The 14,834-nt window shown below is 65.9% G+C and carries 9 protein-coding genes; 4 read left to right on the top strand and 5 right to left on the bottom strand.

The annotated features are described in order from the left end of the window. Positions 1 to 130 precede the first annotated feature (130 nt). Positions 131 to 1,276, top strand: coding sequence for a glycosyltransferase family 4 protein (locus VF631_RS00115; protein ID WP_431848223.1), 1,146 nt, complete (start codon positions 131 to 133; stop codon positions 1,274 to 1,276). Here the strand turns inward: VF631_RS00115 and VF631_RS00110 are convergent. Genes VF631_RS00110 through VF631_RS00090 form a run of 5 tightly spaced genes read right to left on the bottom strand, consistent with a single transcriptional unit; the run spans position 1,265 to position 7,735 of the window. Continuing rightward, a complete protein-coding gene (locus VF631_RS00110) occupies positions 1,265 to 2,626 on the bottom strand; it encodes an O-antigen ligase family protein (RefSeq protein WP_431848221.1) in 1,362 nt (453 codons plus the stop codon). The genes VF631_RS00115 and VF631_RS00110 overlap by 12 nt on opposite strands. Further along, positions 2,623 to 3,858: a hypothetical protein gene (locus VF631_RS00105; protein ID WP_431848220.1), complete on the bottom strand. Its 1,236-nt coding sequence runs from the start codon at positions 3,856 to 3,858 to the stop codon at positions 2,623 to 2,625. Before VF631_RS00105 ends, VF631_RS00110 begins: the two co-directional genes overlap by 4 nt. Then, positions 3,845 to 6,076: a GumC family protein gene (locus VF631_RS00100; protein ID WP_431848219.1), complete on the bottom strand. Its 2,232-nt coding sequence runs from the start codon at positions 6,074 to 6,076 to the stop codon at positions 3,845 to 3,847. The genes VF631_RS00105 and VF631_RS00100 overlap by 14 nt, the downstream gene beginning before the upstream one ends. A gap of 20 nt (positions 6,077 to 6,096) precedes the next feature. Further along, the gene (locus tag VF631_RS00095; protein ID WP_431848218.1) at positions 6,097 to 6,963 is read right to left on the bottom strand and encodes a polysaccharide biosynthesis/export family protein; all 867 of its coding nucleotides are present in this window, start codon (positions 6,961 to 6,963) and stop codon (positions 6,097 to 6,099) included. Then, the gene (locus VF631_RS00090) at positions 6,935 to 7,735 is read right to left on the bottom strand and encodes a metallophosphoesterase family protein (protein WP_431848217.1); all 801 of its coding nucleotides are present in this window, start codon (positions 7,733 to 7,735) and stop codon (positions 6,935 to 6,937) included. Before VF631_RS00090 ends, VF631_RS00095 begins: the two co-directional genes overlap by 29 nt. 348 nt (positions 7,736 to 8,083) lie before the next feature. Here VF631_RS00090 and VF631_RS00085 point away from each other — a divergent pair, with 348 nt between their 5' ends. From VF631_RS00085 to VF631_RS00075, 3 genes are read left to right on the top strand one after another with little or no spacing between them, the layout of a single operon-like run. After that, positions 8,084 to 10,192 (top strand): autotransporter assembly complex protein TamA, encoded by a 2,109-nt coding sequence (locus VF631_RS00085; RefSeq protein WP_431848216.1) that lies wholly within the window; start codon positions 8,084 to 8,086, stop codon positions 10,190 to 10,192. Then, the gene (locus VF631_RS00080) at positions 10,192 to 14,424 is read left to right on the top strand and encodes a translocation/assembly module TamB domain-containing protein (protein WP_431848215.1); all 4,233 of its coding nucleotides are present in this window, start codon (positions 10,192 to 10,194) and stop codon (positions 14,422 to 14,424) included. Before VF631_RS00085 ends, VF631_RS00080 begins: the two co-directional genes overlap by 1 nt. Before the next feature lie 31 nt (positions 14,425 to 14,455). After that, positions 14,456 to 14,833, top strand: a complete 378-nt coding sequence (locus tag VF631_RS00075) for a hypothetical protein (RefSeq protein ID WP_431848214.1) — start codon at positions 14,456 to 14,458, stop codon at positions 14,831 to 14,833. The last annotated feature ends 1 nt before the right edge of the window (position 14,834 follow it).

Here is a 14,834-nt window from a genome sequence, read left to right as displayed (position 1 = left end):
TGACGTAGGGAGCAGGGCTGGGTCTATGGCCCGCAACTACCAGGCGCAATGTCTCTGGCAGGTAGAAAGGGCAGGACAAAGCGACTTGGCGCGCTATGGCCTGCGCACGCTTTCTCCCGCCATGGCCCCAATGCCCGTACCTCAGCCTAACATCCTCATCTCGATCAACGCCTCCTGGAACATCGTCAACTTCCGCAGGGGCTTGGTCGCGGGCCTGCAGGAAGCAGGATTTCGGGTGTCCGCGATCGCGCCGCCGGATTCGTTCACCGCCGCCGTCCGGGAACTCGGCGTCGATTTCCACCCCATCGAAATGGACAAGCAGGGCACCTCACCGGCGCGCGATCTGGCGCTTTACTTGCGCTACCGGGCCTTGCTCGGCCGCCTCCGCCCCGACGTTTTTCTCGGCTACACAATCAAGCCGAACATCTACGGCTCGCTCGCCGCCCACGCGCACGGCATACCCGTCATCAACAATGTCGCGGGCCTCGGCGTCACCTTCATGCGGCCCGGCGCCTTGAACCGGCTCGTCCGAACAATGTACAAGACTGCGCTCAGGCGCTCCCACCACGTTTTCTTCCAGAATCCCGACGACCGAGCGATCTTTACGGGAGCCGGGATCGTGCCGGAGCGAAAGACCAGCCTGCTGCCCGGCTCAGGCATCGATCTTGGCCGATTTGCGCCCGGCGCCGAGCGGCGGGCCCAGGGCCGTAGCTTCACCTTTCTCCTCGTCTCCCGCCTGCTCTGGGCCAAGGGGGTAGGCGAGTATGTCGCCGCGGCCGAGCGGTTGCGCGCCCGATCACCAGGACTGCGTTTCCAGATCGCTGGCATCTTGGAACCGGGCCGAAGCGGCGCCGTGCCGGCAGCCGAGTTGCAGCGGTGGCAGGAGCAAGGTACCATCGAATATCTCGGCGCTCTTACCGACGTTCGACCCGCAATGATCGACGCGGACTGCGTTGTCCTGCCGAGCTACTATCCCGAAGGTACACCGCGCTCGTTGCTGGAAGCCGCAGCAATGGGGAAGCCGTTGATTACCTGCGACGTTCCTGGCTGCCGCGAAATCGTGCATGATGGCGCCAACGGCTTTCTATGCAGGCCGCGCGACGTGAACGACCTCATATCCGCAATCGAACGAATTGTTGCTCTGGAGCCGGATGCGCTCGCGCGCATGGGAGAGAATAGTCGGAACGAGGCCGAGCAGCGCTTTGATGAGCAGATCGTCGTGCGCCGCTACATCGCCGCGGTCGATGCAGCCTTGGGCACCCGATCACGCCGATAGGTGTCGCGCCTGCTTTTCCGGAGGGCTTTGCTCGCCACGACGGCTCCGGGGACGTGGATTGGCCATGATCGCGCAACACATTGCGAACAGGGCGGAAATCGCCGCCGTTCTGATGGGGTAGTCGACGATGCTGTGGATCAGGATTGCAGCCGTCGCGATGCTCGCGGCGCGGGCGAAGTGATCCGGTTCGTCGCTCCGCCACGCCAGCGATAAGCGCCAGGACCACCAGATCAGAAAGAGCAATAAGAGGGGGACGGATAGCAGACCCGTTTCCAGGAACAGCTCCAGGTAATCGCTGTGGGCACGGTTGATGTAGGTCTGCTCGACGCGTGCCGGGTCCTCGTAGGTGCGATAGATCTCGATGAAAGTGCCCAGGCCCGAGCCGAACGGCAGATGCTCCTGGGCCGCCTTCGCCGTCACGAGAAAGGTCGTGTAGCGTGAGAATTGGGAGCTTTTCGCCTCGGTTGTGGTGAGATTGTTTCCAAGCGGCGTGCTGAGCGGAATGGCAAGGGCGGCGGCCGTGGCAAGCAGCATCAGGCCCGCAGCCCAGCCGGGCAGCTTGCGCTTCCCCAGCCACAACATGACGATGCTGGCGGCAATGACCGGGATCGCGATGCCGAAGCCCGCAAGCGACCCGTTCAAGGCGAGGCCAACCAGCAGGATCATCAAGACCCCGATCAGGATGACGAGCAGCCCCGACGTTCGCTTGGAAAAGCCGCCTTTGCCTCGCGAGGCCAGATACAGGGCGGAAAGGAACGGAATGGTGGATACCAGCAAGGTGGCTTGATGATTGGCGTTGGCGAAAAAGCCGACGCCGGCGCCGTAATTCGTGACCTGGTAAAAATACCAGCTAGCATCCGCGACCTGCAGCGCTCCGACGGCGGCCGAGACCACGGCGACAGCGATAATGGTCCAGGCGAGCCAGGTGAGGCGAAAGGCACCGAGCTTGGCGACCAAGAGCAGCATCGCGACCGCCGGGATGAGCCACAGCCCGGCCGCCAACGTAGAGCCGGCGGAAAGCGAGATCGGCAGCCACGGCAGCGGCTCCCCGAGCAGTCGATAGCCGGCAGCGATCCGTTCGCGTCCGCCAAGCTCGGTCCACAGGCTGGGCGGCATCGGCACGAGCTGAACGACCACCACGAGCAGCATGAGCACGACGAGCGCAATCAGCTGGCGGGCGGGCGTATCGATCGGGGTGCGCCGCTGCGCCGACAAGCTCCACGCGATCAGCGCAAGCCCGACAAGTTGGAGCAGCAGGTTGGCCCAGATCCCGGCGGCGCTCGCCCCACCGAGCAGCAGGCAGAGAAGGAGATATACGGGCGCGGCGGCGAGGCGCAGATTGTGGCTCATGAAGCGCGCCGCACCTGGAGGTCCGAGATGATGATGCTGTGCGCGGCTGGCAGCTCCGCGGTCGTGCCTTTCAGCTTCAGCCATTGCGCCGGACAGCCCGCCGGCACGTCGAACGGCAGGTTGAGGCGCTTGGGACTGTAGCTGAGATTGCTCAAGGCGAATGTCGCGACTTCGGTCTTGCTCCGCGCGCACGCCAAGGTCCACGAAACCACGCCGCCGCCCTTGGGGCTGGATCCGGACACGGTGAGCGACAGGACGTGGCGTCCGGGGGCGAGTTGGAGCAACTGGCTCGCCAGTTCGGCATCGGCGCGGCCATAATAATCGACCTGAAGCGCCGGCTGCTTGGTCGGCTCCGCCACGCCAGCACCGCTTTCCGAGAAGCGCCAGTTGAACGGCGCCGGACCGGGCGCGCGGCGGAATGCCCCGTCATAGACGCCGTAGCTCAAGGCTTCGGCGCCGAGCCCCGCAAAGCGCGACCACAAGCTTCTCGCGCGAGCGATCTCCCCCTTCTCGACAAGGGTCGCCAGCAGCAAGTTCTGCCATTCCGGCGTCTCCCCACGCGCGCCGCTGCTCGGAGCGGTGCCAGCGAGGCGCATCACCGCGTCGATCTCACCCTTTGCCGCAAGATGCGCCAGGACCTGCTCGCGGATCTTGGGATCGGGTTCGAGCGCCCGGATGAGGGCAGGAGCAGTCTTTGGATCCGCAGCGTAGCGCGCAAGCTCGGGAACCAGCAGGCGAGACGCCTCCGGCACCAGGCGGGAGATCACGGCGATCTCCGAAGCGGCTTCGTCGACTCGGCCGGCTCGCAAAACCTGGTCGAGGTAGATCAGGCGGCCGACGCGCGAGCGCGGATGGCGGCGCCGCGCTTCTGCGATCAAGGGGCCGGCAGCAGCCGGATTTTTCCCGGCAAGCTCCGCAAGCGCCGCAAACAAGAAGGGCTCCTGGGCGAGCGGCTCCTTTCTGAAGGCGGCGAGAACGCGATCGTAAGTGGCGGCGCTGACCGGCCCCTGACGCGCACGAAATTCAGCGGTGGCCAAGGTGAAGGCCACGCCCGGATCATTGGGCAGGATCGCCGCCGCCGCAGCGGGGTTGCGTCGCGCGAGCGCTTCGGACACCGCCGCCCGGACGCTCAGCCAACCCAGAAAGATCGCCCCAAGCGATATCAGGACGATCTTTGGAAGTCTGCGCCAGTCGAAGGCCTCCCCGCCGGCGCGGCGCCTACGCGTCTTCACGATGCGAAATGAGCCGGATTTCACGCTCGCGGCTGCCGATCCCGCCATATTTGTACGGCTCGTAGCCATAGCCATAGCCATAGCCATGGGACTGGTGACGGAACTTGGTCAGCACCGCGCCGACGATGTGGCTGCCCGAGGCTCGGAGACGGTTCACCGCTTCGACCGCAGCCTTGGTCCGGGTCTTGCCACTCTCGATCACCATCAGCGTACCGCGGCACACGGCGCCGAGCAGCGGAGCGTCGGCGAGCCCGAGAACCGGCGGGCCATCGACGATGACCATGTCGAACTCGTTCGCGGCCTCGGCGATGAGCGCCTTAAGCCGCGGTGAGGCCAGCAATTCCGCTGGATTGGGCGGAAGTGGACCGCAGGGGAGAAGCCACAGATTGTCGCTCTCCGTCTTCAGCACGTGATCGCGCAGCGGCTCGTGGTTCGTGAGCAGCTTGGAAAGGCCATCGAGACGGTCCACGGCGGCGACAAAGGCGGGCTTGCGCAGGTCGGCGTCGATAAGCAGCACATTGTTGCCGAGCCTGGCAAAGTTTTGTGCAAGCGCCAGCGTGGTGCTCGATTTGCCCTCGGCCGCGCGCGTGCTGGTGATCAGCAGCGTCTTGGGCGCGCCACTGTCCGTCGTGAACTGAAGCGACGTGCGCAGCGAGAAATAGGCTTCCGAAACCGGCGAGGACTGATCCTTCAGTTCCTCCGCCACGGATTCCTGGCCCTGCTTCTTCGGGATCGCCCCAAGCGCCGCGAGCTTCAGCTTGTCGCGGACATCGTCTGGCGTCTTGACCGTGTCGTTGATGAACTCAAGCGCCAGCGCCGCGCCGAGGCCGGCCAACAGACCAAGAGCCAGGCCGATCGCTAAATTCAACATCAGGTTCGGCTTGAAAGGCGCGCCCGGCACTTCGGCACGGTCTACGACCGAAACCAGATTCTTGCCGACCCCACCGGCGACGCCGACTTCCTTGTAGCGTTGAAGCAGCGCGTCATAAAGTGAGCGGTTGGTGTCCACCTCGCGCTGGAGGATGCTGTATTGGATGCTGCGGCCGCGCAGGTTCAGCACCGCCCCCTTGAGTTGATTGACCTTCGCCTGGATGGATCGCTCCGCGGCTGCGGCCGCCTGGTAGTTTGCGAGCAGTTCGTTGTTGCGGCTGCCGGTCACCTGGCTCGTCTCGCGACTGATCTGACGGCCAAGCTCGTCAATTCGCGAGCGCAGCGCCAGCATGTCCGGATATTCCGGCCGGAAGCGGCTCAGCTTGTCCTGGTACTCGGCCTCTAGCGCCGCCCGCTGCGCGCGCAGCGGCGACGTGCTTTCGGTCACGGCAGTCGTGGGGCCGACCGCACGGGACTGGCGGTAAGTCTGCTCGGCGGCGATCCGCTTCGTTTGCGCGTCAGCCAGTGCGGTGTTCAAGGCAGCAAGCGAGGCGCCCTGAAGGGAACCGGCATCACCGGAGGCGCCCACCTCAGTGGTGCCGAGGTTGATAATGCCCTGCTGCTGCGCGTACGTAACCAGTTGTCGCTCCGACCGCTCGAGATCTCGGCGAACGTTCGCGATTTGGCGTTCGAGGAACGAACGCGCGTAGGAGGACGCCTCGTAGCGACGCTCCAGATTCGAATTGATGAAATTATCGGCGAAGCTGTTCGTCACCTGAGCTGCCAACTCTGGGCTTGGCGACGTGAAGGTGATGTTGACGAGCCGGCTGAGAGGGACGGGATCAACCGCAAAGCCGCTCATCATCATGCCGGTCGCGATCTTGAGCTTGGTCGCCCGATCGGCTTCGCCCGGGATGACATCCTCATTGCCGGGCAGATTGAGTTCCTGCGCGACGCGTTGAGCCAGCGTGCGGCTCTTGAGCAGACCATATTGCGTGGCCAGGAACTCGCGGTCGTTCGGGACGACGGCCTGACCTTTCTGATTGTCCAGGATCTCCACCGACGGCGGATTGATCTCCAGGACTGCCCTCGCCTTGTAAAGCGGGGTGGTCAGAAGGGTGATGATAATCGCGCCGGCCAACCCGACGGCCACCGAGCCGAGGATCAGCCAGCGCCACTCGTTGACGATACGCAAGATCGTCTGCAGGTTGAGGTCCAGACCACCGCCGGATTCCTGCTCTGGCGCAGGCTGCGCCCAATTTCCCGGAAACGCCAGGGGGCCCCCGCCGTTGGGCGCGAGTGGCCAAATCGGCTGGGCGCCGGCGGGCTGGATGTCGTTCTTGCTCATAAACTCTCGGGTTCGCCGTATCAGCCAAAGGGCCGGAACAGGCCGATGAGGGGAAGGGTGGACAGGACCTCGCGCTGAATCGCCTTCACGTTGGATCCGTCAACCACCACGATGTCTCCGGTGTAGATACGGGGGTCCTCCATCTCGCCGCGCCGGATGCTGGTAAGATCGAAGGCGGCGGCCATGCGCTTGCCGCCGATCTGGCGGAAAACGGCGACGCGTCGCGGGTTGGCGTTCTCGTCGGTTCCCTTGGCGAGCGCGATCACCTGCATCAAGGTCGTGGGTCCCGTCACCGGGAACACGCCCGGATTGCGAACCGAACCGTCGACAGTGACGTTGCGCCGGGTGGATGACTTGATGCCGACGCTGACGTCGGGCTTTTGCAGATACTTGGCCCCAAGCTGTTGAGTTAGGCGCTGATCCAACTCCGCCGTCGTCATGTCGACCGCTTTGACGTTACCCAGCAACGGCACCGCGATGTTGCCGGTCAAGTCTACCTCAAACTCACCGGAAAGGTCGGGCACCTGGAAGACACTGACCTTCACCGTATCGAGCGGCGCGATCTTGTAATCCTCTTCGAGCGTAGCGACTGCAGGCGTGTCCGGCGCACCGAAGTTCTCGACATTGTACTGCACGGGGCCGCCGCGCCCCCCCACGCACCCGGCGACCAACACAAGGCCAATCAGGCCGCCGCCCGGACGGGCCAGCGCGCGCAGAAAGCTCCGGGCAACACCAGTGAAGGTGGCAGTCAGTTTTGGGCTGGTCACCATGAATTCCCTATTGAAATCAAACACACTGCCCATTGTTCGGACGCCCTTACCCTGAACTGAACGATAAAGCGAGACGTCCCGAAGCTGGTCAGGCCGCGAAAGATGCAGCGGACGCACCTGCCTCGCCCGCTTCGGCGCGCATGAACCACCGCCTCTCTTCCTCGATTGCGATCGCGGTAAGTATCCCGCTTTGATATGCGCCCGTGTCGATACCGATGCGGTTCGGCCGCTCCTCTACGTCCCTTACGATGGTGTGGCCATGCACGACGACGAAGCCATGCTCTTTCGCGTCCCCCAGAAAAGGCTCGCGTATCCAGCGCAGGTCCTTTCGCTCCTGATCGTCGAGCCCGACGCCGGGGCGAATCCCGGCATGGACGAACAGATACTCGCCAAATCGAAAGGTGTCCGCGAAGCTCCTGAGGAACTCGCGATGCGCGCGGGGCACCTTGTTGCGTACCAGTTCAATCGCCCGGCGCTCGTCCGTCTGCCTCAGCTGTTCGGGATCGATGCCATAGCTCTGCGCGCACTCCGCCCCGCCGAACTTCAGCCAGGCAGGCAATACCCCGAGCTTGCCGGAAAGGATATCGAGCAGCACCTCCTCATGGTTGCCGCTCAGGAAAACCAGCTCGGCTGACGGATTTCGATAGGTGCGCAGCCGTTCGATCACGCCAGCGGAGTCCGGGCCGCGGTCGATCAGGTCGCCCAGGAAGATGATGAAGGTGCGGCCTGCAGGCTGAGCCGCCATGTCGTCCTCGATCTTCGCCAGCAGGATGTCGAGGAGGTCGAGCCGGCCGTGAATGTCGCCGACCGCGTAGGCTCGGCAACCTTTCTTCCCGCGCGGCAAGCCGCTGCCCGCCGAAACCAGACCTAGTTTCTTTAGAAAACTCATCGAAAGACCTTCTTACAAGCCGGACTGCCACCCAGCCGCTCCTTATGCCTTTAAAATAAGGCCGTTCGTCGCCCGTTTCGACCAATCGCGACACTGGTCCGATCAAACCCACCGAAGCGCCCCGGAACTGCCGAGGCCCCGGCACGTGCGTCACGGCAACCTCATTGCTCAATCGCCGATCTTTGCGGCGGGACTGAGGCTCGGGAGTGTTGCGCGAACGCATCACGGTGATGCCGGAGCGCTCTTTGGATGGCGAACGCCTTTTAAAGTCGATGTTTTCGGATCAATGCTGAGACTGGTAACAAGCGGGCAACGAATTTGATCGGATCAGGCAGGTGGCTGGCGGCGGTGGCAACGGGGGCGCTTGCGTTCGGTTCCGCCGCAAGCGCCCAGCCGTCGCAGCCGGAGCCGGCGATCCCGCCCGGCTCCGAAAACTCCCGTGACCCGATCATCACGGACGACCAGTTCCAGGCCGAACTCCCCTCGCTCGATCCGGAACTCGGCAATCCGCTTGAGCCGCTGGACCAGTTCCAGGGCCCGCCCGCCCAGCCTGGCGAGACGATCCCGGATGCGCCGGTGCCGGATGATCCCGCTCTGGCCGAGCCATTGCCACCGCTCGCCACCTTCGACGTGACTACGCCGGAAGTCCCGGCTGGCGGTGAGCAGGAGCCGCCGCCGGTGCGCTACGCGCTGACAATAGAAGGTCTCGATGAGACAGACCTGACCGGCCGGTTTCGGGAACTCTCCGCGTTGGAGGATGGCGACGGAGAGGCGGTGAACGGGGCCCAGATCGCCGCGCGCGTGCGAGAGGACGAGCAATTGCTGGTCCGCCTGCTCCGCTCCGAAGGCTATTACGACGCGACAGGCACGATCACGATCGCTCAGCCGGCCGAGCCTGGCGGACAAGTGCAAGTGACCGTCACCGCCGCTCCCGGCGATCGCTACAAATTCGGTACGATCGCGATCAACGGCCCCGAGACCACTCCGCCCGGCCTGCCGCGGGAAGCGCTACCGCTTAAGACCGGCGATCCCATCGTCGCCGCTGCCGTGGAGGCGGGCGAAGCGAACATCGCGGTGCGCCTTACCCAGCAGGGCTATCCGTTCCCTGAAATTGGCCTTCGCGACATCCTGCTCGATCCGGACACGGACCTTGGCGATTACACGCTCCCGGTCGAGCCAGGCCCCCGCGCGCGGTTCGGCGGGTACACCACGGAGGGCGACCTCGCCTTCGACGCGGAGCATGTCGGGGTGCTCGCCCGCTTCAAGCGCGGCGATCTGTTCGACAGCCGCAAGGTCGACGACCTGCGCGAAGCGATGGTCGCGACAAATCTGTTCACCAGCGTTTCGGCCGAAGCGGTTCGCACTCGGGAAGTGGCTCCCGACGGCACCGAATATGTGAATATCCTCGTGCGTCAGGATGCCGGTCCGGCGCGCTCCCTGACCGCAAGCGCCGGCTATGCGACCGGGGAGGGATTTCGCCTCGAAGGCGGCTGGGAGCATCGCAACCTGTTCCCGCCTGAAGGCGCGCTTCGGGCGGCAGCCGTTGCCGGCACGAGCGAGCAATCTGTCAATGTTTCCTTCCGCCGCTCCAACGCCGGCCAGCGCGACCGCACCCTGTTGATAGCGGCCGAGGCTGGGCGGCGCGATTACGCGGCGTTCGAGGGATATACGGCGCGGCTCAGCGGGCTGATCTCGCGCGAATCGACGCCGATCTGGCAGAAGCGCTGGACCTATGCCTACGGGGCCGAACTCATCGCCACCAACGAGACCCAGTTCCGCCGCCGCGAAGCGCCGGATCCCCAGGCGACCTACTTCATCGGGGGGCTGATCGGACAGCTCGGCCATGATCGCAGCGATAATTTGCTCAACCCGACGCGCGGCTTTCGCCTGCTCGGGCGGACCAACCCGGAAGTGTCGCTTGAGGATGGAACGACCCCATATATCCGCAATCAGATCGACGGCAGCGTTTACGTACCCGCGGGGGAAAACCTGGTCGTCGCCGCCCGCGCCCGGTTCGGCTCGATCTTCGGCATCGGCCGGGACGAGCTTGCCCCGTCGCGGCGCTTCTTTGCTGGCGGCGGCGGATCGGTGCGCGGCTTCGGTTTCCAGGAGCTTGGGCCGAAGCTTGAGGTAGCCAATCCCAAATTCGATCCCGAAGACCCTGACGAGAAAGCGAACCCGACCATCCTGGTCCCGATCGGTGGCCGCAGCCTCACCGAGTTTTCACTGGAGGGCCGCTACCGGTTCGGCGATTATGGCGTGGTCGCCTTCATCGACGGCGGCCAAGTCACCGACAGCGAGACACCCGGCTTGTCCGACCTGCGCTACGGGATCGGAGTTGGCGGCCGGCTCTACACGAACTTTGGGCCGCTGCGCGTCGACGTCGCAACGCCGCTCGGCCGCCGTAGAGGCGAATCGATCGTCGCGATCTACGTCTCGATCGGGCAGGCCTTCTGATGGCCGAAGCGGTCAGCCTGGACAAACCGGCTCCGGAACCGGCTGAGCCGGGACGGCCCAGCCACCTCGGCCGCAATATCGCGATCGGGGTTGCGGGCCTGGCAGCCCTCCTCCTGCTGCTTGTCGCCGGGCTCTATTACGGCATCAACACCGAGTTCGGCCGACGCTTCGTCGTCCGCCAGATCGATCAGCTCGAATTCGCATCCGGGCTCGATATCGACATCGGCCGCATCGAGGGGTCGATCTATGGCCAGCTGATCATCCACGATCTGACCCTCAAGGATCCGAAAGGAACCTTCTTCGTCGCCCCGCGGGCCGAGCTCGACTGGCGGCCCTTCTCCTACTTCCGCGATCGGGTGGACATCCGCTCGCTCACCATTCCGCAGGCGCGGCTCGGGCGTCTGCCCGAGCTTCGGCCCGGCGACCCCAACGCGCCGTTGCTGCCCGATCTCGACATCGATGTCGGCCGGCTCCGCGTGGGCCGGCTGCTCGTCGAGCCGCCCGTCACCGGCCAGCGCCATCTCGTCTCACTCGACGGCAACGCCAAGATAGCGGACGGTCGCGCCCAGGTGGCGCTCAAGGCAGGCGCGATCGCTGCGCCGGGCTTTCCGGGCGGCGACCGGCTTGCGCTGAAGCTCGACGCCGTACCGGAAGCGGACCGCTTCGATATCGAGGCGCGGCTGCAAGGACCTGCGGGCGGCTTCGTCTCCAACCTGACCGGGCTCAAGCAGCCGATCGCGGCGCAGGTGTCCGGCCAGGGCACCTGGTCGAACTGGCGCGGCCGCACGCAGGCGATGCTCGGCGGACAAGGGCTGGCCGATCTCGCCGTAACCGGCCGCAACGGCACCTTCGAAGTGAATGGGCGAGTCCGGCCGGGGCTGATCCTCCCCAAGGGCCCGCTTGCCGAGCTGACCGCGCCGCTGGTGCAGGTCAACCTGATCACCACGCTGGCGGAACGCCGGGCTGACCTGCGGCTGCGCGCCCAGTCAGCTGCACTTGCGGTGGCCGCGGAAGGCTTGTTCGATCTTGGCCAGAGCCGGCTTCAGAACATGCGGGTCGCCGCGCGCCTGCTCCGTCCGGCGGCGATCGCGCCCAACCTGAACGGCCGCGACGTTCGGGTTGCCGCGGTGCTAAACGGCGCGCTGGCCACGCCGACCGTGCTGTACGACATCCAGGCCGCCGCGCTCGGCTTCGACAAGACGGTGCTGGAGGGCTTCCGCGCTCAGGGCCGTGCCCGCGTCGATACGGATCGAATGACGATCCCGATCTCCGCCCGTGCGCGCCGCATTACCGGCCTGCCCGAGGCGGTCGGCGGCCTGCTCACCAACGTGGCGCTGGACGGCACGCTCAACATCTCGGGCAGCCGCATCCTGTCCGACGACATGCGCATCCGCTCCGACCGGGTGAACGCGACCGCGATCATCGTCGCCGACGTCGCCAAGGGCGAATATCGCGCCGGCCTGAACGGCCGCATCAACAATTATCTGGTGCAGGGTATCGGGCTGCTCGACATCGACTCGAACGTCGATGTGGTCACCATCGGCAACGGCTTCGGCCTCAAGGGCAAAGTCGCCGTCCGCACGCGCCGGATCGACAATGCCTCCGCGCGCGACTTCCTGGGCGGCAACGCGCTGATCACGGCGGGCGTCGATATGAACCCGGCGGGCCTCATCACCATTTCCAATCTTCGCGTCGCGGCGCCCCAGCTCAAGATCAGCTCGGGCGGCGGCACCTACGCGCCGGACGGGCGACTCAATATGCGCGCGGCGGGCGTTTCGACCGCCTACGGTCCGCTCGCCGTCGAGATCACCGGCACCGCCGCCGCTCCCAACATCCGCATTCGCGCAGCCCGGCCCGGCTTCGGGATCGGCCTGGCAGGCATCGAAGCGGACATTCGCAGCGTGCCCGGCGGCTATGCGATCCGTGCGACCGGCCAGTCGCAATATGGCCCGTTCACAGCCGACCTGACGGTTCGCACCGGCGCCGGCCCGCTGACGCTCGACATTCGGCGCCTGACGATCGCCGGCTTCACATTCTCGGGTCGGGTTGTGCAGAGCGCGGCCGGCCCGTTCATCGGAACCCTGGCCGTGAATGGCCAAGGCCTCACCGGCACCGTCCGGCTAGCCGCCGCCGGCCGCTATCAACAGGCGGTGATCGCCGCGACCGCGAACGGCGCCAGCATCCCGGGTCCGACGCCTATCACGATCCAGCGCGGCATCATCAACGCCACCGTCACGCTTTATCCGAATGCGCCCTCGGTGGTCGGCGACGTTCAGGTGGCGGGCCTGCGCAGCGGTGCGACGGTGGTGGAGGCGGGCCGCGTCCGGATCAATTATCAGGGCGGCCGCGGCCAGGCGCAGTTCCTGGCGCGCGGCAATAGCGGCGTCCCCTTCCAGGTCGCCGGCAACGCCGCGATCACGCCGAGCATCATTCGCGCAAGCCTGCAGGGCAACGTCAATCGCATCCCCTTCCGGCTCGCCCGCCCGGCCGACATCCGCAAGGTCGGCCCCGACTGGGTTCTCGCCCCGGCCACGCTGGTGCTTCCGCAAGGCAATGTCCGCCTCGCCGGCCGCTACGGCCGCGGGCTGGAGATCCAGTCGCGCTTCGCCAACCTCGATCTGTCGCTGTTCAACGCCTTCTCGCCTGGGCTGGGCGTCAGGGGCCGCGCCAGCGGCAGCCTCGACTTCGCCCAGCCCAACGGCGCCACCTTCCCGCGCGCCGACGCCCGGATCACGGTCGAGAACTTCACCCGCTCGGGCCTCATCACACTGTCCGAGCCGGTCAACATCGCCTTTGCCGGGCAGCTTCGCCCCGAAGGCGGTCTCGCCAACGCGGTCATCCGCCGCCAGGGCGCTCTGATCGGCCGCGCGCAAGTGCGTCTCCAGCCGCTCGGCCCCGGCGCAGGCAGCTGGACCACGCGGCTGCTCGCCTCGCCGCTCGCTGGCGGTGTCCGTTATAACGGCCCCGCAGACGTGCTCTGGTCGCTGACCGGCATCGCCGACCGTCAGGTCTCCGGCCCGATCGGCATCGCCGCCGACTTCAGCGGCCGCGTCCAGGCGCCGCAATTCAACGGCGTCGTTCGAGCGAACAACCTGACCTTTACCGACGAGACTTTCGGCACGCGCGTCACCAACATTCAGCTCGCCGGCCAGTTCACCAGCTCGCGGCTGGAGATCACCCGCCTCACCGGACGCGCCGGCGAAGGCACGGTCACGGGCGGCGGCACCGTCGGCCTCGCAGCCAACGCCGGCTTCCCTATCGACGCGCGCCTGACTTTCGACCGCGCCCGCCTTGCCCGCGGGGACAATCTTGGAGCAACCGTCTCCGGCGATGTCGCGATCACCAACAGCCGTGCCGGGGGCGGGCTGATCAGCGGTGACCTCACTCTTCCGAACGTCCGTTATCAGGTGGTGCGCCAGGGCGCGGCGGAGGTGCTCGAGTTGCGCGGCGTCCGGCGCAAGGGCGAGCCCCTGCCCGATCCCAATGCTCGCCTCGCCGAGGAGGGCGGCATTCCCAGCATCTGGAAACTCGACCTGAGACTCCGCGCCGACAACCAGATTTTCGTCGGCGGAATGGGCCTTGAGTCCGAGTGGAAGGCGGATCTTCGCGTTCGCGGCACCTCCGCAACTCCGGAAATGATCGGCGAGGCCGAAGTGCTGCGCGGCACGATCAGCTTCAGCGGCCAGCGCTTTGAGCTGACCACCGGCCGGGTCCAGTTCACCGGCTCGCGCCCGATCAACCCGCGCCTGACCATCGCCGCGACGGCCAACGTCAAGGATGTCGACGTCACCATCAACATCACCGGGGCAGCGTTCACGCCGCAGATTACCTTCAGCTCGAATCCGGCGCTGCCTCAGGACGAGATTCTCGCGCGCGTCCTGTTCGGCGGCTCGGTCACCGAGCTGTCGGCGCTGCAGGTCGTCCAGCTCGGCGCGTCGCTCAATTCGCTGCGGGGCGGCAGCGGCGGCCTTAACCCGCTCGGCAAGCTGCGCGGCGCCTCCGGGCTCAGCCGGCTGCGCATCCTCGGCGGCGACGAGGCGCAGGGCCGCGGCACCGCGATCGCGGCCGGATTCTACCTCGGCAACGACATCTATCTCGAAGTGATCACCGACGCGCGCGGCTTCACCGCCACCCAGATCGAGATCGCCCTGTCTCGCGCGCTGAGCATCCTGACCCAGGCCGGCAGCCAGGGGAACAGCAGCCTCAACGTCCGTTACCGCAAGAACTATTGAGCGGCCGGCCGCCGCCGCTTAGGCGCGGCGCATGGACTGGTATCAATTCAAGCATATGCTGAGCCTGTTCAGCGGACTCCACATGGACGCGCTGCACATTCATGTCGGCGTGTTGGCGCAGCTCTCGGCCGCTGCCGTGATGCGCCGCAGCATCGCCAGCCCCTGGCCGTGGCTCGCGCTCCTGTTCACGCTCTGCGCCAATGAATGGTTCGATCTTGCCTACGAAATCTGGCCTGATCGCAACGAGCAATGGGCCGAAAGCATCAAGGATGGCTGGAACACGATGCTGCTGCCGACCATCCTGCTCCTCCTGGCCCGCTTCGTTCCCGGCCTGCTCGTGCAACCGAGGACCACGCCGGGCCAAGTGGCGGACACCCCCGTCACTTCACCGCAGGTCAGCCAGGGATAGC

The sequence above is a fragment of the Allosphingosinicella sp. genome (assembly GCF_036387615.1).
In the GTDB taxonomy this organism is placed as follows: Bacteria; Pseudomonadota; Alphaproteobacteria; order Sphingomonadales; family Sphingomonadaceae; genus Allosphingosinicella.
Note: the sequence above shows the minus strand (reverse complement) of the source record. Positions and strands in the feature narration are given on the sequence as shown.